The organism is Azospirillum sp. VT-I1 (genome assembly GCF_055698305.1).
In genome coordinates this window covers 1661357-1679866 of the sequence record NZ_CP168800.1, presented here as the reverse complement: position 1 = coordinate 1679866, position 18510 = coordinate 1661357, and the positions used below count along the sequence as shown (strand labels likewise).

Here is an 18510-nt window from a genome sequence, read left to right as displayed (position 1 = left end):
CCGCCCGATCCGGGGACCGCCGGGGACGGTGCGACCGGATTGCGCCATCCCCGCCGTCTGTGACAGGGTGTCGGCACTTCCGCCAACAGCCCCGGCCCGCGCATCGGCATGCCCGCCCCCATCGAGGACATCATCGCCAAGGCGATCAAGGACGCCGACAAGTCCTTCTTCAACGAGGATTATGCCAAGCAGGCCCGCGCGGTGACCGCGGCGCTGAAGAAGGCGGGGTACGAGGTGGCGCCGGTGAAGCCGCCGCCGGGGCTGGTCGAATGGGCCAAGGACAACATTCCGTTCGGCCGTCTTCGTCCGGCGGAACTGATTACGCAGATGTACTCGATGATGGTCGAGAACGTGCGCCGCTTCGACAAGTAGCGGGGAGCCAAGCGCGACAGCCTCCGACTGGCTCCATTCGCTGGTATTACCACAGGACCGGAAGGCCGTTTCTTTTCAGCCACTTCCCGCGCTGCGCCAAAATCGTCACACCAGCACTTTCGGCCACCCCCCGCCGTTGACTCGGATGCTGCGTGAGCGTAATTCATTGCGCCAACCAATAGGACGGACAGCCGTCTTAATAAGGGCACGCACCACCAAGCCGCCGCGGCAATCGTCATGTTGCGCCGCGCCCGGCCGCGAACAGAGGACGACGCAATGGCAAACGGCAGCGGTCGGCCGCTCTCCCCGCACCTTCAAGTCTACAAACTCCCGTTGACCGCAGTCATGTCCATCACGCACCGCATCACGGGCGTCGGGCTGGCTGTGGGCACGCTTCTGCTGGTCTGGTGGCTGGTCGCCGCCGCCGCCGGTCCGGAGGCGTTCGCGCGCGCGCAGGGCTTCATCGGCTCCTTCTTCGGCCTGCTGCTGATGTTCGGCTGGACGGCGGCGCTGTACTACCACCTGTGCAACGGCATCCGCCATCTGGTCTGGGACGCCGGCAAGTCGTTCGAACTGACCGACGCCGACCGCAACAACAAGGTGGTCCTCGGCGCGACGGCGGTGCTGACCGTGCTGACCTGGATCGTCGGCCTGGCCGCGTGGTGAGGAGATAAGACATGGCGTCCAATAGCAAGACCCTCCGTTCGCCGCTGCAGATCGCGCGCGGTCTGGGTTCCGCCAAGCATGGCACCGAGCACTGGTGGTCGCAGCGCCTGACGGCGATCGCCCTGGTCCCGCTGACCGTGTGGTTCGTCTTCGGGGTCATCGGCCATCTGGGTGCCGACCATGCCGCGTTCATCGCGTGGATGAAGTCGCCCTTCTCGGCCGTCATGATGATCCTCACCGCCGTGGTCACCTTCCACCACGCCCAGTCCGGGCTGCAGGTGGTCATCGAGGACTACGTGCATGTCGAATGGCAGAAGATGGCGCTGATCATCGGCGTCAAGTTCCTGTCCTTCGCCCTGGCGGCCGCCTGCGTGCTGGCCGTCGTGAAGATCTTCATCGGAGCCTGACGACCATGGCGACCGCCTACAACATCATCGACCATACCTATGACGTCGTCGTCGTCGGCGCCGGCGGCGCCGGTCTGCGCGCCACCTTCGGCATGGCCGAAAAGGGCCTGAAGACCGCCTGCATCACCAAGGTGTTCCCGACCCGCAGCCACACCGTGGCGGCGCAGGGCGGCATCTCCGCCGCTCTCGGCAACATGGGCGAGGACGACTGGCGCTACCACATGTACGACACCGTGAAGGGGTCGGACTGGCTGGGTGACCAGGACGCCATCGAGTACATGTGCCGCGAGGCCATCCCGGCGATCATCGAGCTTGAGCATTACGGCGTGCCCTTCTCGCGCACGCCGGAAGGCAAGATCTACCAGCGCGCCTTCGGCGGCATGACCGCGCAGTACGGCAAGACCCAGGCCTACCGGACCTGCGCCGCCGCCGACCGCACCGGCCACGCCATCCTGCACACCCTCTACCAGCAGTCGCTGAAGCACGAGGCGGAGTTCTTCGTCGAATACTTCGCGCTCGACCTCATCATGGAGGACGGCGTCTGCAAGGGCGTGCTGGCCTGGAACCTGGACGACGGCACGCTGCACCGCTTCCGCGGCCAGCTGGTGGTGCTGGCGACCGGCGGCTACGGCCGCGCCTATTTCTCGGCGACTTCGGCCCACACCTGCACCGGCGACGGCGGCGGCATGATCCTGCGCGCCGGCCTGCCCCTGCAGGACATGGAGTTCGTGCAGTTCCACCCGACCGGCATCTACGGCTCCGGCTGCCTCATCACCGAGGGCGTGCGCGGCGAGGGCGGCTATCTGACCAACTCCAACGGCGAGCGCTTCATGGAGCGCTATGCCCCGTCGGCCAAGGATCTGGCGTCGCGCGACGTCGTGTCCCGCTCGATGACCATCGAGATCCGCGAAGGCCGCGGCGTGGGTGAGCACAAGGACCACATCCACCTGCACCTGGAGCACCTGCCGCCGGAGATCATCCACCAGCGCCTGCCCGGCATCGCCGAGACGGCCAAGATCTTCGCCGGCGTGGACGTGACCAAGGAGCCGATCCCGGTCCTGCCGACCGTCCACTACAACATGGGCGGCATCCCGACCAACGTTCACTGCGAGGTTCTGTCGCCCACGCCTGAGAACCCGGACCAGGTGGTCCCGGGCCTGATGGCGATCGGCGAGGCCGCCTGCGTGTCGGTGCACGGCGCCAACCGCCTGGGCTCCAACTCGCTGCTCGACCTCGTGGTGTTCGGCCGTGCCGCTGCCATCCGCGCCGCCGAGATCGTCAAGCCGGGCAAGGCTCCGTCGGTCAAGCCGGATGCTTGCGACAAGGCGCTGGAGCGGTTCGACCGCATCCGCAACGCCAAGGGCTCGATCAAGTCGGCCGACCTGCGGCTGGAGATGCAGCGGACGATGCAGAACAACTGCGCCGTCTTCCGCACCGGCGAGGTCCTGGACGAGGGCGTCAAGAAGATCGACGCGGTCTATGCCAAGAAGGGCGAGATCGCCATCTCCGACCGCTCGCTGGTCTGGAATTCCGATCTGGTCGAGGCGCTGGAGCTGGACAACCTGCTGGGCCAGGCGGTCGCCACCCTGCACTCCGCCCAGAACCGTCCGGAAAGCCGCGGCGCGCATGCCCGTGAAGACTACCCGAACCGCGACGACGAAGGCTGGATGAAGCACACCGTCATCTGGGTCGCGGACAATGGCGAGACGAAGATCGATTACCGCCCGGTCCACATGTACACCCTGACCGACGAGGTCGAGGTCTTCCCGCCCAAGGCCCGCGTGTACTAAGGCCCGCCGGATAAAGGAAATCAGCCATGGTTGAATTCAACCTGCCAGCCAACTCCAAGGTCGGTGTCGGCAAGACCGTCAACGTCGCGAACGGTGCCAAGCGGGCCAAGACCTTCAAGATCTACCGCTGGAACCCGGACGACGGCCAGAACCCGCGCGTCGACAGCTATGTTGTCGACCTCGACAAGTTCGGGCCGATGATCCTGGACGCGATCATCTACATCAAGAACCAGGTCGACAGCACGCTGACCTTCCGGCGCTCCTGCCGCGAGGGCATCTGCGGGTCGTGCGCGATGAACATCGACGGCACGAACACGCTGGCCTGCCTGAAGGCGATCGAGGACGTGCCGGGCGACGTCAAGATCTACCCGCTGCCGCACATGCCGGTGGTGAAGGATCTGGTCCCCGACCTGAAGCACATCTATGCCCAGCTCGCCTCGATCAAGCCGTGGCTGCAGTCGCAGTCCCCGGCCCCGAGCCGCGAGCGGCTGCAGTCGCCGGAGGATCGCGCCAAGCTGGACGGCCTCTACGAGTGCATCCTGTGCTTCTGCTGCTCGACCTCCTGCCCCAGCTACTGGTGGAACGGCGACCGCTATCTCGGCCCGTCGATCCTGCTCCAGGCCTATCGCTGGATCGCCGACAGCCGCGACGAGATGACGGGCGAGCGCCTCGACAACCTCGAGGATCCGTTCCGCCTCTATCGCTGCCACACCATCATGAACTGCACCAAGGCGTGCCCGAAGGGTCTGAACCCCGCAAAGGCCATCGCCGAGATCAAGAAGCTGATGGTCGCGCGCCGCTGACCAAAAGCGTTCACGACAAGGAAAAGGCGCCCCTCCGGGGGCGCCTTTTTCGTTTAGGGGCCTTAGACGAAGTCCGGGTCGGTCGGGCGCGACGGCGGCAGGTCGTTGCCCGGAACCGGGCTGTCGGTCGTGCCGGGGCCGCCGGGGTCGGGCAGGTCGGGGTTGTCGGTGCCCGGCAGGTCGACGACGGGCACATCCTCGTGCGGGCCGGGGAAGGGGTTCGGCGGAGCGGCGCTGAGGCCGGGATAGGTGATCGGCATTGGGTGACTCCCCTCTCTGTCGGTTGGCAGCTCTCCCCTATCAACGGCCGAACCCGCAATCCGCTCCCTCGCACGGGACGATTGCGTGCGGACCGGTTGACCGGCGGCGGCGAGGGGGTATGCTCTTCGGGAGATCACCAACGACGACCAACCACCAATGGACGGCGCGAACCGGCGCCGCCCAGCGGAAGAACACATTTCTATCCAAGGGAAGGACCAATCATGGGCGGCATGGCAGGCCAGGCGTGGAGCTGGATCCAGGGCGAATGGGTGGAGGGCAATCCTCCGATCGTCGGACCGCTGTCCCACACGCTGTGGCTCTCTTCGACGGTCTTCGACGGCGCGCGCGCCTTCCAGGGCGTGGCCCCCGACCTGGACCTGCATTGCGCCCGCGCCATCCGCTCGGCCCAAGTGCTGGGTCTGGAGCCGATGGTCACCGCCGGCGAGATCGAGGAGCTGTGCTGGGACGGCATCCGCCGCTTCCCCAAGGAGGCGGAGCTGTACATCCGCCCGATGTTCTACGCCGACGACGGCTTCGTCGCCCCGGCGCCGGAGAGCACGCGCTTCGTCCTGTCGATCTACGAGGACCCGCTGCCGCAGCCGACCGGCTTCGCCGCCTGCATCTCCACCCGCCGCCGCCCGATTCCGACCATGGCCCCGACCGAGGCCAAGGCCGCCTGCCTCTATCCCAACGCCGGGCTGGCGCTGACCGAGGCGCGCAAGCGCGGCTTCCAGAACGCCATCATGCTGGACGCCATCGGCAATGTGGCGGAGTTCGCCACCTCCAACATCTTCATCGCCAAGGACGGCGTGGTGCGCACGCCGGTGCCGAACGGCTGCTTCCTGAACGGCATCACCCGCCAGCGCATCATCGCCCTGCTGCGCAACGACGGCGTGACGGTGGAGGAATGCACGCTGACGCCTCGGGATGTGCTGGAGGCCGACGAGGTCTTCTCCACCGGCAACCACGCCAAGTGCGTGCCGGTCATCAAGGTGGAGGATCGCAGCCTTGCGGCGGGGCCAATCTTCCAGCGGGCGCGGGCGCTCTATTGGGAATACGCGTTCCGCTGATCGAGCAGGGCCACCGCCGCCCGGCGATGATGGGCCAGCGTGGCGGCCAGACGGGCCAGCCACGCGTCGGTCCGGCAGGCCGCGGCGGTCAGCGCGCTGCGGCGCCGGGCAGTGGCGAGGCGCGCCTCGGCCGCGAGGTCGCCGTGCAGGCGGAGCGTTGCGGCACGTTTGACGGCGTTGGCGCGGATATGGCCGCCGAGCAGGGCGGTGCGCAGCTCGGGCTTCGGCGGGCGGGCGTCATGGGTGCGGTGAAGGCTGTCCAGGCGGGCGGCGCGATCCATGGGATGGACGGTAGCGCCTGCGGGGGTGGACGGTAAAGGGAAATTTTCCTAGGAAGGGTTGGGCGTGCGCGAGGCATTTGCCCCCTCCCTAACCCTCCCCGCCCTCGGCCGGCCAAAGGCCGGTCCGATCGCGGGAGAGGGAACTCCGCCGACCGTCTACAAAGCTCCTGCCCCCTCTCCCTCGAAGAGGGGAGGGATGGGGAGGGGGCCCGACGCGAGACCTTACCTCACTGGCTCGCCCAGATGATCCGCGCCATCCAGGCGACGTCCGCCAGCGGGATGCTGCGGTCGGGGTGGGCGCGGTTGATCGACAGAAGTTCGATCTTGGTCGCCGTCTCGCGGATCAGTTGCTTGGCCATCACCTCGCCGCCCTTGGTGCGGACGACGACGCGGTCGTTGCGGCGGATTTGTGCCGCGGGCGACACGATGATGGTGTCGCCGTCGCGATAGACCGGCTCCATGCTGTCGCCGGAAATCTCAAGCGCATAGGCGTGCGGATCGCCCAGGCTGGGGAACAGAAGCTCGTCCCAGCCGCTGCCGGCGGGGAAGCCGGCGTCGTCGAAATAGCCGGCTGATCCGGCCTGGGCATAGCCGATCACCGGAACCCGCTGCAGCGGGGTGGTGCCGGCCCCGTCGCCGACCAGCGACACGAATTCCGACAGCGACGCGCCGGTGGCGTCCAGCACCTTGGAGATGCTTTCCGTCGACGGCCAGCGCAGCTTGCCGTCGCTGGTCGTGCGCTTGCTCTTGTTGAAGGTTGTCGGGTCCAGTCCGGCGCGCCGCGCCAGCCCGGAGGCGGAGAGCCCGTGCTGTGCCGCGAGGCGGTCGATGGCCCGCCAGATGTCCGTATGTTTCAGCATGGGACGATAATCTCATAAACCGGCGACAGCGTCCCTAGGAACTTTTTCATAAACATGTTGACCGCGCCTATCGGCCGGAACATAACGCAAACGGACGGCGCGGCCGCAACCCGGAACCGGCGCCTCCCTTTTCAAAAATCCGAAGCCGCAAGGAGACCAGCATGCTGAGTCCGGCCGCCCCCGCTTTGCCTGCCGCCCGCCTGTCCCGCGCCGTCCCACTGAGTGCGGAGCCTTACCGCGCCGATGGCGAGCCCTTCGCCGGGGCGGAGGAGGCGTGGTTCTGGGCGGTGCAGGCGCAGGACGCCAAGGCGGCCGGCGCGCGGGTCGTCGCCGGGCGCGGGCTGGTCGAGCGGCCCTGCGAGCCGCAGGACGTGCTGCGCGTGGTCGACCGGCTGTACCGGACCCGCAAGCTGCTGCGCGACCACCTGCATGTGCTGGTCCATTACGGTCGCCGCCAGAGCGCGCCGGAGCCCGACCGCTTCCGCGAACAGCGCGCCCATTCCCTGTGGCAGGAGGCCTTCGCCGTCATCGCCCCGGCCCTGCGCGAGAAGGGCATCGCGCGATGACGGCGGCCCCGACCGCCTGGGTGGTCTATCGCGGGGAGGCGCCGCTGTGGTGGCTGCGGCTGCTGAAGCCGGGATTCCGCCACTGCCTGGCCCTGCTGAACGACGGGCGGCGCTGGGTGGCGGTCGATCCGCTGGCCGGCTTCACCGACGTGGCGGTGCTGGACCTGCCGGCCGACTTCGACCTGCCGGGCTGGTACCGCGCCCAGGGGCTGACGGTGGACCCCGCCCCGCTGCGCCGTCCCGCCGGCCCCGCCCCCTGGGGACCCTTCACCTGCGTCGAGGCGGTCAAGCGCCTGATCGGCCTGCGCGCGCCGTGGGTGCTGACCCCCTGGCAACTGCACCGCCACCTGACCGGAGGAGACCGCGCATGCCCGCATCCGCAGCCGTGAAACCCGCCGCAGGCAGGACGGCAGGCAGGACGAAGGACCTGTCGGAGCCGGAAGCCCTGCTGGAGCGCTACCGCACCGCCCGCGAACGCCGGGCCGTGTGGGAAAGCCACTGGCAGGATTGCTACGACCATGCGCTGCCCAACGGCCGGCCCTTCCGCGGCGACGGCACGCCTGGCGAGCGCCGCGTCGACCGCCTGTTCGACGGCACCGCCCCCGATGCGGTGGAACAGTTGGCCGCCAGCCTGCTGTCGGAGCTGACGCCGCCCTGGTCGCGCTGGTTCGGCTTCCAGCCCGGTCCGGCGCTGACGGGGGCGGAGCGCGACCGCATCGCCCCGCTGCTCGACCGCGCCGCCGGGATCGTCCAGGCGCATTTCGACCGTTCCAACTTCGCGGTGGAGGTGCATCAGGCCTTCCTCGACCTCGTCACCGTCGGCACCGCCAGCCTCTTGATGGAGGAGGCGGCCCCCGGCGCCCCGTCCAGCCTGCGCTTCACTGCGGTGCCGCTGGCCGAAGCGGTGCTGGAGGAGGGGCCGGACGGCCGGCTGGACGCCACCTTCCGCCGCAGCGAGGCGACGCTGGCGCAGATCCTCCAGCGTTTTCCCGCTGCTGAGCTGCCCGAGGACCTGCGCCGCCGAGCGGCCGAGGAACCCGACAGCCGCTTCCCCCTGGTCGAGGCGGTGCTGCCCGACGGGGTCGCCTATCGCTGGGCGGTGGTGCTGGACAGCGGGCTGGCCGAGCCGTCCTGGCTGGCGCAGGGGCGCTTCGCCCAGTCTCCCTTCGTCAATTTCCGCTGGCTGAAGGCGCCGGGCGAGACCTATGGCCGGTCGCCGGTGATGAAGGCGCTGCCCGACATCAAGACCGCCAACAAGGTGGTGGAGCTGGTGCTGAAGAACGCCTCCATCGCCGTCACCGGCATCTGGCAGGCGGAGGATGACGGGGTGCTGAACCCCGCCACCATCCGGCTGGTGCCCGGCACCATCATCCCCAAGGCGGTGGGGTCGGCCGGGCTGACGCCGCTGGCCAATCCCGGCCGGTTCGACGTGTCGCAGCTGGTGCTGGACGATCTGCGCGGGCGCATCCGCCACGCATTGCTGGCCGACCGGCTGGGTCCGGTGGAGTCGGCGCGCATGACCGCCACCGAGGTGCTGGAACGCTCGGTCGAGATGGCGCGGCTGCTCGGCGCCACCTATGGCCGGCTGCAGGCGGAGCTGATGACCCGCTCCTGCTGCGGGCGGTGGCGATCCTGCGCCGGCGCGGCGAGATCCCCGACATCACCGTCGATGGCCGGCTGGTGGAGTTGCAGCACCGCTCCCCGCTGGCCCAGGCGCAGGCGCAGCGCGACGTCCAGGCGGCGCTGCGCTGGCTGGACAGCGTCAAGGCGCTGGGGCCGGAGGCGGAGGCCGCAGTGGACGCTGCGGCGACCGCCCGCTGGCTGGGCGAAGCCTTCGGCGTGCCGGCCAAGCTGATGCGGGCGGAGACCGGGCCTGCTCCCGATGCAACCCCCGCCCCCGTTCCCGCCTCCATCTCCGATGCTGGGGTGCCCAATGGCTGAGCGTCCGATGAAGGAACGGGCCGGCTGGGACTGGCTGGAGGCGCCGTCCCCCGCCGGTCCGGTCCCCGCCGCGGCCGAGACCGATCCGGCGCCCAGCTTCGCCCGCTGCTTCGCCGGGGGCGACGGCGCGCGGGTGCTGGCGGTGCTGCGGGCGATGACGCTCGACCGCGCGCTGGGGCCCGACGCGCCGGAGGCGGCGCTACGCCACCTCGAAGGACAGCGCCAGCTGGTCGCCACCATCCTCGCGCTGGTCGCGCGCGGGCGGGCGGGCTGACCGGCGGCCTGTCCGCTCCCTTTTCCCATTTCCTGCAGGAGTTGATGATGGCCGACACTCTGCTGACCGAGTCCGCCGCCCCCACCGCTGCGGTCCCGCCGCTGCCGATCCCCGAGAAGTTCAGGGATCCCAAGACCGGCGAGCTGCGCGTCGAGGCGCTGCTGAAATCCTACCTGGAGCTTGAGCGCCGCCTGTCCCAGCAGCCTCCGGCGCAGCCGGCCGAGGCGGCGGTACCTCCCGAGCCGGCTGCTTTCGACCCGGCCAGCCTCGACCCGGCGCAGATTCGCCGTCTGCTGGGCGCGCCCGAGTCGGCGGAGGGCTATTGCATCGCCTGCGACCATGGCCTGTTCCAGCCGGACCCGGAGATCAACGGCCGCCTGTTCGAGGCCGGCTACACCCCGGCGCAGGCACAGCTGCTGTATGATCTCGCCGCCGAGCGGATGGTCCCGCTGATCCAGAGCGTCGCCGCCGAATTCCAGGCCGAACGCGAGGTCGAACGGCTGGTCGCCCGCTTCGGCGGCGAGGAGCGCTGGCGCGAGGTGTCGCGGCAGCTGCTGGCCTGGGCCGGCAAGACCCTGCCGCCGGCCGCCGTCGAAGGGCTGGCGACCTCCTACGAAGGTGTCATGGCGCTCTATGCGATGATGACCGGCAGCGAGCCGTCCGCGCTGTCGATGGCGGGATCCCGCCCCGCCGGCGGCGACGGCGAGGCGGAACTGCGCACCCTGATGCGCGATCCCCGCTATTGGCGGGACCGCGATCCGGCGGTGATCGCCCGCGTCACCGAAGGCTTCCAGCGGCTCTATCCCAGCCAGGGGTGAGCCAAGGATCGGACGGCAAGGCTCTGACTGCCAATGTCGATCACCGTTGCCCGGCCGCCCTTGCCGTTTCGGCGGCCGGGCGCGGCCGGGTGCAACCGGGCGGATCCGCTTGAAACATCGCTGCCCGAATTCGGCAAGAATGCTGCCTGTGGGGCAAAGCGTCGCAGCGTGCAACCTTCGTATCGGTTGGACAGCCGTCTGTTGCGCATGCGAAGAAAAATTACATTGCACGATTGAAACGAAGCCGCCAATTTCCGCAAACGACCAACCGTCCGTCACCCCAACGGACAAGAGAGCGACGCCAGGCCCGATGACGCTGCGCCGCAAGATTCGCTGGCTGACCTGGATCGGCCTGATTGGCTGCCTGATGGCGGCGATCCCGGCGCTCTATCTGCTGCGCCAGGGCATGATCGCCGAACGGGGACAGGTCGCGGCCGCGCTGGTGGAATCGGCCGGCGGGCTTCTGCGCGACCTGGACCGGTCGGCGGCGGCGGGCGCCATCTCGGCCGAGGAGGCGCGCGACCGGGCGCGGACGGCCCTGCGGGCGCTGGCGGCCAAGCCTTTCCATCTCACGATCTTCACCGACGGCGTCGTCCCGTCCGGCTGGCCGCCGATGGACCGCTCGGTGACCGCCGAAGGCCGGTTCGAACCCTGGGGCTGGGCCATCGCCGCCGCCGGCGACGTCGGCGATCTCGACCGCGCCTTCCTGGTGGAGGCGTCGGGCTTCCTGCTGTTCCTGGCCGTGCTGCTGGTGCTGAGCTGGCCCGGATCGCTGTTCCTGTCGCAGCATGTCGTCGGCCCGCTGGAAATGCTGTCCGACCGCATGCGCCTGCTGACGGAGGGGCGGACCGACATCGACATTCCCGGCTGCGAGCGCCGCGACGAATTCGGCGCGATGGCCCGCGCCATGGAGTTCTTCCGCCGCGCCGCCATCGCCCTGATCGAACGGGACGAGCGGCTGGCCGGCATCATGAACAATGTCAGCGAGGCGATCCTGCTGGTCGATTCCCGCGGCCGGATCGAGGAGCACAACCCCGCCGCGGTCGCCCTGCTCGGCGTTCCCGCCGGGGAACTGCGCGGCCGTCCGCTGTCCAGCCTGTTCGCCGCCCCCGACCGTGCGCGGATCGAGTCGCTGCTGGCCGTCATGGCCGCCAAACCTATTGGCGACGCGGAGACGGCGGCGCCGATGCGGGAGCAGGCGCTGGGGATCGAGCATTCCGGAAGCGGCCGGCGCATCGACGCCTCGCTCAGCGTCTCGCCGCTGGTGGTGCGGGGGCGGCGCGGCTTCGTCTGCGCGCTGGCCGACGTGACCGACCGGCTGCGCCACGAACGCGAACTGATGCGGCTGGCCACCCGCGACCGGCTGACTGGCCTGCCCAACCGGGCGATGATCGAATCGCTGCTGGAAACGGCGGTGGAGCGCAGCCGAGGCGACCGCCGCCCCTTCGCCGTGCTGTGCCTGGACCTGTCGCGCTTCAAGCTCATCACCGACACGCTGGGCCATCAGGCCGGCGACGCCCTGCTGCAGGAGGTGGCGCGGCGGATCGCCGCCGCCGTCCGTCCGGGCGATCCGGTCGGCCGCATCGGCACCGACGACTTCGCCGTGATCCTGGAGGAGATCGGCGGGGCGGAGGAGGCGGCGGCCGTCGCCGGACGCATCCTCGATTCCTTCGACGCCCCGGTCACCCTGCCGGGCTGCGAGCATTATGTCCGCCCGGCGGTGGGCATCGCCGTCTACCCCGATGATCTGGCGGGGGTGGCGGGCTGGGACGCGGCCGGGGATGTAGTCGGGGACGTCATGGACCCGCAGGCGCTGCTGCGCGCCGCCGAGACGGCGCTCTATGCCGCCAAGCGGATGGGCGGGCGCCGCCATGCCTTCTTCCGTCCCGAGCTGGCCGAGCAGGCGCGGCGCCAGCTGGCGCTGGACGGCGACCTGCGCGCGGCGCTGGCGCTGAAGCAGTTCCGCCTGCATTACCAGCCCAAGGTGTCGCTGATCGACTTCTCCCTGGAAGGGTTCGAGGCGCTGCTGCGCTGGGAGAAGCCGGGGCAGGGGCAGGAGCCGGGGATGATGATCCCGCCCGGCGAGTTCATTCCCGTCGCGGAGGAGACCGGCTTCATCGTGCCGCTCGGCGACTGGGTGCTGGATGAGGCCTGCCGGCAGATGCGCGAATGGCTGGATCTGGGGATGGAGCCGGTGCCGGTCGCCGTCAACATCTCGCCCAAGCATCTGCGCAACCGCAGCGCCGAGGATTTCCGCCGCATCATCGACCGCCATCGCCTGCCCCCCGGCCTGATCGAACTGGAGATCACCGAGGGTGCGGTGATGCAGGATCTCGACCATGCGCTGGGCGTTCTGGCGGCGCTGAAGGCCATGGGCATCCGGGTGGCGGTGGACGATTTCGGCACCGGCCATTCCAGCTTGAGCTATCTGAAGCGGCTGCCGATCACCACGCTGAAGATCGACCGCTCCTTCATCAACGGCGTGCCGAACGAGCGCGAGGATGCCGGCATCGTGTCCACCATCATCGCCATGGCCGACATGTTGGGCCTGCATGTGGTCGCCGAAGGGGTGGAGAAGACCGAGCAGGCCAATTTCCTGCGCCACCACAACTGCACCCAGGTCCAGGGCTGGCTGACCGGCCGCCCGGTGCCGGCGGACGCCGCCTGCGGCCTGCTGACGGAGCGGCTGCGCCAGACCGCGTGATCAGAGCAGCGCTTCGCCTTCGGGCGCCTTCCTGCGCCGCTGGCGCGGGACGGTCAGTTCGGCCAGGGTGACGGGGCGGAAATTCCAGACATCGACGCCGACGTCGATCTGCCGGGGCTGCGGCTTCAGCTGGCCATGGCTGTGGCCGTGCAGGTTCAGCGCCTTGCGGTGCATGCCGTTCCAGGTGCGGAAGGCGTAATGGCACATCACCAGATCGACGCCGTCCAGCGTCAGCTCTGCATAATGCCGCACGCTGGCCCAGCCGGGCAGCGCCAGCGTGGCCGGGCCGTCATTGTTGCCGGCGATCAGATGCTTGGTGCCGTTCAGCCGGCCGAGCAGGTCCGCCATGGCGTCCGGCTTCATGTGCAGGGCGAAGTCGCCGAGGTGCCAGACCTCGTCGCCGGGGCCGACGGTGGCGTTCCAGTTCGCCTCCATCGCCGCGTCCATCTCGGCCGTGGAGTCGAAGGGACGGCGGAAGCGCCCGCGGGCGCCGCCATGGCCGAAATGGGTGTCGCTGGTGAAATAGACGGTCATCGACCGGTCAACGCCGCCGTGCGGCGGGCGGTTCCCCGAACCAGGGGCTCACCCGCCGCGCAGCGGTCCGAACGCCTCAGTGCTTGTGGTCGTCCGCCGCCGGATCGAGGAAGCGGTGCAGGTGGACGATGTAGTAGCGGGTGTGGGCGTCGTCGATGGTCTGGCCGGTGGCGCCGCGCCATGCCTTGTAGGCGTCCTCGTAGCTCGGGAAGATGCCGACGATGTGCAGCTTCGACGGATCGACGAACTGGTCCGAGTCCGGACGCACGAGTTCGCCGCCGAACACGAGGTGGAGGAGCTGTTTGTCGGGCATGGCCTTTGAGTCCTTGTAACCGGAAGTGAAGGGGAGTTACGGCTGTCTTTGCGCCGGCAGGCCGGCTGATGCGTCGCATTCTCATATCCGTCGGCCGGGCGGCGCTTCAAGCCTGTTGACAGCCCATCCGACCGATGCCACCACGGAACCGCGGCGTTTTCAGGATCAGGATAAAGAATCCGTCCCTTTGCCGCAGATGACGAGCGCCGGAAATACGGCCGAACACTGCGAGGATCGAGCGATGGCAAGTGGTCATACCGCGACTCGGGAGAAACATGGGCGCGAGGTTCGGGTCTGGGACCTGCCGACCCGGCTGTTTCATTGGGTGCTGGTCGCTGCGGTGGCTGTCGCGATTCTGTCGGCAGAGCTTGGTATGCTTTCCGTTCATATGTTGGCCGGGGAAACAGTCCTGATTCTCGTGCTGTTCCGGCTGGCCTGGGGCGTGGTGGGCAGCCAGACCGCGCGTTTCGCCCAATTCGTGAAGGGGCCGCGCGCCATCCTGGACTATCTGAAGCGGTCGCGGGCGGGCGGGGAAGCCGCCTTCACCCTGGGCCACAACCCGCTGGGCGCGCTGATGGTGGTGGCGCTGCTGCTGGTCCTGCTGGTCCAGGCGTCGAGCGGCCTGTTCACCAGCGACGACATCCTGGTCGACGGGCCGCTGGTATCGATGGCCTCCGGCGCCACGGTGGCGACGCTGAGTTCGGTGCACCGCCTGCTGGCCAATGGCATCTTCGTGCTGATCGGCCTGCATGTGGCGGCCGTGTTCTTCTATCTGCTGGTCAAGAAGGACAATCTGATCCGGCCGATGGTGACCGGCCGCAAGAGCCTGCCCGGCCGCGTCGCGACGGCGGAGCCGCGGCGGGCGCCTGCGGCGCTGGCGCTGGCGATCCTGGCCGCGTCGGCCGGGCTGGTCTTCCTGGTGCTGCGGGCCGCCGGCTGATTCCGCTTTCTCCCCCGGTGCGGACATATGCCATTGGTTGTGTGCGACAATGCGTCGTCTATGGCCGGTCCTCTGCTTGTCTAGAATGACTCCAGATTGATCCGAGCCAAGCCCAACCAAGCCAAACCTCAACGAACCAATGATGCCGGCCCGACTTCCGGGATCGATCGACCTTTGCCTGATTGAAGCCAGGGGTTGTGGAGGATGTCGGCCGTGCCGGGGGACAGCCAGCCATGCATGCACAATCCGGACATCGCCCGACCGCAGCGCTGAAGGGCCTGCTGATCGGTACCGCCGCCGCCCTGGGCATTCTTGCCGCGACCGCCGGCACGGCGCCCGCCGCCGATCCGCCCGCAGCGGGCGACGCCCTGATGGGCCGTGCGCGCGAACTGTTCAAGCCGCTGCCCGCCACCCTGCCGGCCATTCGCAACAACGCGGTCACGCGCGAGAAGATCGAACTGGGCAAGGCGCTGTTCTTCGATCCGCGCCTGTCGGCCAGCGGCATCTTCTCGTGCAACAGCTGCCACAATCTGGGCCTCGGCGGCGTCGACGGGCTTGAGACCTCGGTCGGCCATGGCTGGCAGAAGGGGCCGCGCAACGCCCCTACCGTGCTGAACGCCGTGCTGAACGTCGCCCAGTTCTGGGACGGCCGGGCGGAGGACCTGAAGGCCCAGGCGAAGGGGCCGATCCAGGCCGGCGTGGAGATGAACAGCACGCCCGACCGCGTGCTGGCCGTGCTGAACAGCATCCCCGCCTACAAGGCCAAGTTCGCCGACGCCTTCCCGAACGAGAAGGACCCGGTCACCTTCGACAATGTCGCCATGGCGATCGAGGCGTTCGAAGCGACGCTGACCACCCCCGCCGCCCCCTTCGACCAGTATCTGGAGGGCAAGGCCGACGCGCTGACCGACACGCAGAAGGCCGGGCTGGAGCTGTTCATCGACAAGGGCTGCGCCGGCTGCCACAACGGCGTCAATGTCGGCGGCCACGATTACTTCCCCTTCGGCGTCGTGACCAAGCCGGGGGCGGAGATCCTGCCGCCGGGCGACAAGGGCCGCTTCGCCGTCACCAAGACCGCCGACGACGAGTATGTGTTCCGCGCCCCCACCCTGCGCAACGTCACGCTGACCGCCCCTTATTTCCATTCCGGCAAGGTGTGGGACCTGCGCCAGGCGGTGGCGGTGATGGGGTCGAGCCAGCTCGGCGCCACCCTGTCGGATCAGGAGATCGACAAGATCACCGCCTTCCTGACGACGCTGACCGGCCAGCAGCCGCGCGTCGAATACCCGCTGCTGCCGGCCAGCACGCCGGCCACGCCGCAACCCGTGTTCAAGTAAGGATGCGTATGAGGTCCTGGTAAGAAAAAAGGCCCTTCCCCACGCCGGTGGGGAAGGGCCTTTTCTTCCGGTCCGCCGTTTATTCGGAGCGGTAGCGCTGGTGGCAGGCCTTGCAGCTGTCGGCCATGGCGCCGAACGCCTTGCCCGTGGCGGCCTTGTCGCCGGAGGCGGCGGCGACCTTCAGCGCCTTGGCGGAAGCCTGCAGGTCCTGCGCCTTGGCGGTGAAGTCCGGGAAGTTCGCCCAGATCACTTCCTTGGCCGCCGTCTTGCCCTTGTCGGAGCCGGGCGGGAACAGGCCAGGGATCTTGGCGGCGAAGGCGTCGACGCGGTCGGCCACCGGACCGACGGCGGCCAGATCGCCCTTGCCCACCGCGTCCTTGATCTCGCCCATCGCCTTCTTGTAGTCCTCGAACCCGGCCTTGCGGGTCTGGATCACGTCCTGAGCGAAGGCGGCGCCGCCGGTCAGCATCAGCGCGGCGGACGCCGCAAGCACGATACGGGAAAACACGATTCTCATCCCTTCCTTAGAATTAAGTCCCCCGGCCGAGACCTTACACACCGCAAATCCCAGGCTGTCAAGTGAAGCGGGCATGACGGATTTGCGCCGTCATGGCGTTCATTTGTGCTGTAAGAAATAATGCTGCGCCCGATGATCGCGGGATTTGGCGCTGCCGAGGCTTCCATCCAAAGGGCGCCGGGAATACCCGCGGACCGGCGCGCGGCCACCCGCCGGTACGGCGCGGCCACAGGGCGGAAAAACCTAGGAAGCGGGCGGTTCGCGCGGGCCGACCGGCCTTGCAACCGGGGTGGAGCGGAAGTAAGGTCCCGCCTCGCGCCTTCCACCCGGAGGGGCAGGCGTCTCAACGACGTCTCCGCCACACCGTCACCATAGCCCTGAGGGGGCCCGCCGCCATGTCGATTATCGCGTCCCGTCTCTCGCGCATCAAGCCGTCGCCGACCATCGCCGTGACCAACAAAGCCCGCGAGCTGAAAGCGGCCGGTCGCGACGTCATCGGCCTGGGCGCCGGCGAGCCGGACTTCGACACCCCCGACAACATCAAGGCCGCCGCCATCAAGGCGATCGAGTCCGGTGACACCAAATACACCGCGGTGGACGGCACGCCGGCCCTGAAGAAGGCGATCTGCGCCAAGTTCGAGCGCGAGAACGGCCTGAAATACACGCCGGAGCAGATCACGGTCGGCGTCGGCGGCAAGCAGGTGCTGTACAATGCCCTGATGGCGACGCTGAACCAGGGTGACGAGGTCATCATCCCGGCCCCCTACTGGGTCAGCTATCCCGACATGGTGGAGCTGGCGGAAGGCACGCCGGTCTTCGTTTCCTGCCCGGCCGAGCAGGGCTTCAAGCTGCAGCCCGCCGACCTGGAGAAGGCGATCACGCCGAAGACCAAGTGGCTGATCCTGAACTCGCCGTCGAACCCGTCGGGTGCGGCCTACACCCGCGCCGAGATGAAGGCGCTGACCGACGTGCTGGTCAAGCACCCGCATGTCTGGGTGATGACCGACGACATGTACGAACACCTGCTGTATGACGGCCTGGAGTTCGTCACCCCGGCCCAGGTCGAGCCGTCGCTGTACGACCGCACCCTGACCGTCAACGGCGTGTCGAAGTCCTACGCGATGACCGGCTGGCGCATCGGCTATGCCGGCGGCCCGAAGGACCTCATCAAGGCCATCGGCGTCATCCAGAGCCAGTCGACCTCCAACCCGACCTCCATCGCCCAGGCCGCCGCCGTCGAGGCGCTGAACGGCCCGCAGGACTTCATCAAGGAGCGCGGCGAGGTGTTCCGCGAGCGCCGTGACCTGGTGGTGTCGATGCTGAACCAGGCCACCGGCATCAGCTGCCCGAAGCCGGAAGGCGCCTTCTACGTCTATCCGTCCTGCGCCGGCACCATTGGCAAGAAGACCCCGGACGGCAAGGTGATCGAGACCGACGAGGATTTCGTCACCTACCTGCTGGAGTCGGAAGGCGTCGCCGTCGTCCAGGGGTCGGCCTTCGGCCTCGCCCCGCACTTCCGCATCTCCTACGCGACCTCGACGGAAGCGCTGGAAGAGGCGTGCAAGCGCATCCAGCGCGCCTGCGGCAACCTGCGCGACTGATATCGGCCGCAGCGTCGATCGAGCAAGGGAAGGGCCGGCGCCGCAAGGGTGCCGGCCCTTTTCGTTTTGGCGGGCGGAAACAGGGCCGCCTTCACCGTTATGCCGCCGGGTGCGGTTGCGGCGTCCTTAGCCTAAAGAGAAGCTGCAATGCTCCGTTCTTCGCTTTATGTGGGAAAGGGCAATCCTGCTGCGTCGAAGAATGGGAAGGAACGGAATGGCTCTGGTCCCCTGCGCTGCGTGCGGGCACAAGATTTCCGCGGAAGCGCCGACTTGCCCATCCTGCGGGCACCCCAGTGCAAATGCAGCTGGGCGTGGGCGTGACGGAATGGCGCGGATCGCCGGCACGGTGGCGGGCACCTACATCTCGGCGCAGATGCTCGCCAGCATCATCGTCGGTTCGGTCGCCATCCTCAGCTTTGCCGGCATCATGATCGCCTTGATCCTGAAGGGTTGAG

At 68.6% G+C, this 18510-nt stretch carries 21 protein-coding genes and 2 pseudogenes; 17 read left to right on the top strand and 6 right to left on the bottom strand.

The features are described 5' to 3' along the window. The first annotated feature begins 108 nt into the window (after window positions 1–108). The 5 genes from AB8P05_RS08110 (at window position 109) to AB8P05_RS08090 (ending at window position 4038) form a co-directional block, all read left to right on the top strand. Window positions 109–372 (top strand): hypothetical protein, encoded by a 264-nt coding sequence (locus tag AB8P05_RS08110; RefSeq protein WP_111067319.1) that lies wholly within the window; start codon window positions 109–111, stop codon window positions 370–372. A gap of 276 nt (window positions 373–648) precedes the next feature. Continuing rightward, entirely contained in the window at window positions 649–1038 is a 390-nt protein-coding gene (sdhC, locus tag AB8P05_RS08105; protein WP_455172739.1) for a succinate dehydrogenase, cytochrome b556 subunit, read from the top strand. Between the two features lie 11 nt (window positions 1039–1049). Then, on the top strand, window positions 1050–1445 hold the full coding sequence (gene sdhD, locus AB8P05_RS08100; RefSeq protein ID WP_472757574.1) for a succinate dehydrogenase, hydrophobic membrane anchor protein: 396 nt from the start codon (window positions 1050–1052) through the stop codon (window positions 1443–1445). 5 nt (window positions 1446–1450) lie between these two features. Next, window positions 1451–3235 carry a succinate dehydrogenase flavoprotein subunit gene (gene sdhA / locus AB8P05_RS08095; protein WP_455172737.1) on the top strand — a complete coding sequence of 595 codons (1785 nt, stop codon included), beginning with the start codon at window positions 1451–1453 and terminating at the stop codon, window positions 3233–3235. 26 nt (window positions 3236–3261) lie between these two features. Then, entirely contained in the window at window positions 3262–4038 is a 777-nt protein-coding gene (locus AB8P05_RS08090) for a succinate dehydrogenase iron-sulfur subunit (protein WP_109443469.1), read from the top strand. A 62-nt stretch (window positions 4039–4100) separates the two neighbouring features. Here the strand turns inward: AB8P05_RS08090 and AB8P05_RS08085 are convergent, their stop codons facing one another. Then, window positions 4101–4298, bottom strand: a complete 198-nt coding sequence (locus tag AB8P05_RS08085) for a hypothetical protein (RefSeq protein WP_472757573.1) — start codon at window positions 4296–4298, stop codon at window positions 4101–4103. 222 nt (window positions 4299–4520) lie between these two features. Between AB8P05_RS08085 and AB8P05_RS08080 the strand changes: the two genes are divergently transcribed. Continuing rightward, window positions 4521–5369 (top strand): branched-chain amino acid aminotransferase, encoded by an 849-nt coding sequence (locus tag AB8P05_RS08080; protein ID WP_455172735.1) that lies wholly within the window; start codon window positions 4521–4523, stop codon window positions 5367–5369. On the opposite strand, the gene AB8P05_RS08075 is transcribed toward AB8P05_RS08080, so the two are convergent. Then, window positions 5345–5650 (bottom strand): hypothetical protein, encoded by a 306-nt coding sequence (locus AB8P05_RS08075; RefSeq protein WP_472757572.1) that lies wholly within the window; start codon window positions 5648–5650, stop codon window positions 5345–5347. The two genes, AB8P05_RS08080 and AB8P05_RS08075, sit on opposite strands and share 25 nt — an antisense overlap. A gap of 227 nt (window positions 5651–5877) precedes the next feature. Next, window positions 5878–6510, bottom strand: coding sequence for a S24 family peptidase (locus tag AB8P05_RS08070; protein WP_455172733.1), 633 nt, complete (start codon window positions 6508–6510; stop codon window positions 5878–5880). 161 nt (window positions 6511–6671) lie between these two features. Between AB8P05_RS08070 and AB8P05_RS08065 the strand changes: the two genes are divergently transcribed. From AB8P05_RS08065 to AB8P05_RS08040, 6 genes and pseudogenes are all read left to right on the top strand, one after another. Next, on the top strand, window positions 6672–7076 hold the full coding sequence (locus AB8P05_RS08065) for a hypothetical protein (protein WP_472757571.1): 405 nt from the start codon (window positions 6672–6674) through the stop codon (window positions 7074–7076). Beyond that, window positions 7073–7465: a hypothetical protein gene (locus AB8P05_RS08060; protein ID WP_455172731.1), complete on the top strand. Its 393-nt coding sequence runs from the start codon at window positions 7073–7075 to the stop codon at window positions 7463–7465. The genes AB8P05_RS08065 and AB8P05_RS08060 overlap by 4 nt, the downstream gene beginning before the upstream one ends. After that, a pseudogene (locus tag AB8P05_RS08055) lies at window positions 7444–9017 on the top strand (portal protein). The gene AB8P05_RS08060 and the pseudogene AB8P05_RS08055 overlap by 22 nt, the downstream one beginning before the upstream one ends. After that, window positions 9010–9291, top strand: a complete 282-nt coding sequence (locus tag AB8P05_RS08050) for a Bbp19 family protein (RefSeq protein WP_472757570.1) — start codon at window positions 9010–9012, stop codon at window positions 9289–9291. Before AB8P05_RS08055 ends, AB8P05_RS08050 begins: the two are co-directional and overlap by 8 nt. 47 nt (window positions 9292–9338) lie before the next feature. Continuing rightward, the gene (locus AB8P05_RS08045; protein WP_472757569.1) at window positions 9339–10109 is read left to right on the top strand and encodes a capsid assembly protein; all 771 of its coding nucleotides are present in this window, start codon (window positions 9339–9341) and stop codon (window positions 10107–10109) included. Window positions 10110–10419: 310 nt separating this feature from the next. Further along, window positions 10420–12813: a putative bifunctional diguanylate cyclase/phosphodiesterase gene (locus tag AB8P05_RS08040; RefSeq protein WP_472757568.1), complete on the top strand. Its 2394-nt coding sequence runs from the start codon at window positions 10420–10422 to the stop codon at window positions 12811–12813. On the opposite strand, the gene AB8P05_RS08035 is transcribed toward AB8P05_RS08040, so the two are convergent. Both AB8P05_RS08035 and AB8P05_RS08030 read right to left on the bottom strand, forming a co-directional pair. After that, window positions 12814–13347 (bottom strand): metallophosphoesterase family protein, encoded by a 534-nt coding sequence (locus AB8P05_RS08035; protein WP_472757567.1) that lies wholly within the window; start codon window positions 13345–13347, stop codon window positions 12814–12816. 76 nt (window positions 13348–13423) lie between these two features. After that, window positions 13424–13660, bottom strand: a complete 237-nt coding sequence (locus tag AB8P05_RS08030) for a DUF4170 domain-containing protein (RefSeq protein ID WP_014248961.1) — start codon at window positions 13658–13660, stop codon at window positions 13424–13426. Between the two features lie 196 nt (window positions 13661–13856). Between AB8P05_RS08030 and AB8P05_RS08025 the strand changes: the two genes are divergently transcribed. Further along, window positions 13857–14600, top strand: coding sequence for a cytochrome b/b6 domain-containing protein (locus tag AB8P05_RS08025; RefSeq protein WP_472759321.1), 744 nt, complete (start codon window positions 13857–13859; stop codon window positions 14598–14600). A 233-nt stretch (window positions 14601–14833) separates the two neighbouring features. Continuing rightward, window positions 14834–15937 (top strand): cytochrome-c peroxidase, encoded by a 1104-nt coding sequence (locus tag AB8P05_RS08020; protein ID WP_472757566.1) that lies wholly within the window; start codon window positions 14834–14836, stop codon window positions 15935–15937. A gap of 79 nt (window positions 15938–16016) precedes the next feature. Here AB8P05_RS08020 and AB8P05_RS08015 read toward each other — a convergent pair whose 3' ends face one another. Further along, a complete protein-coding gene (locus AB8P05_RS08015; RefSeq protein ID WP_472757565.1) occupies window positions 16017–16454 on the bottom strand; it encodes a c-type cytochrome in 438 nt (145 codons plus the stop codon). A 395-nt stretch (window positions 16455–16849) separates the two neighbouring features. Between AB8P05_RS08015 and AB8P05_RS08010 the strand changes: the two genes are divergently transcribed. The 3 genes and pseudogenes from AB8P05_RS08010 (at window position 16850) to AB8P05_RS08000 (ending at window position 18509) form a co-directional block, all read left to right on the top strand. Continuing rightward, on the top strand, window positions 16850–18055 hold the full coding sequence (locus tag AB8P05_RS08010) for an aspartate transaminase (protein ID WP_455172723.1): 1206 nt from the start codon (window positions 16850–16852) through the stop codon (window positions 18053–18055). A gap of 166 nt (window positions 18056–18221) precedes the next feature. Continuing rightward, a pseudogene (locus tag AB8P05_RS08005) lies at window positions 18222–18341 on the top strand (zinc ribbon domain-containing protein); the annotation flags it as partial. 39 nt (window positions 18342–18380) lie between these two features. Beyond that, the gene (locus AB8P05_RS08000; RefSeq protein ID WP_472759357.1) at window positions 18381–18509 is read left to right on the top strand and encodes a hypothetical protein; all 129 of its coding nucleotides are present in this window, start codon (window positions 18381–18383) and stop codon (window positions 18507–18509) included. The last annotated feature ends 1 nt before the right edge of the window (window position 18510 follow it).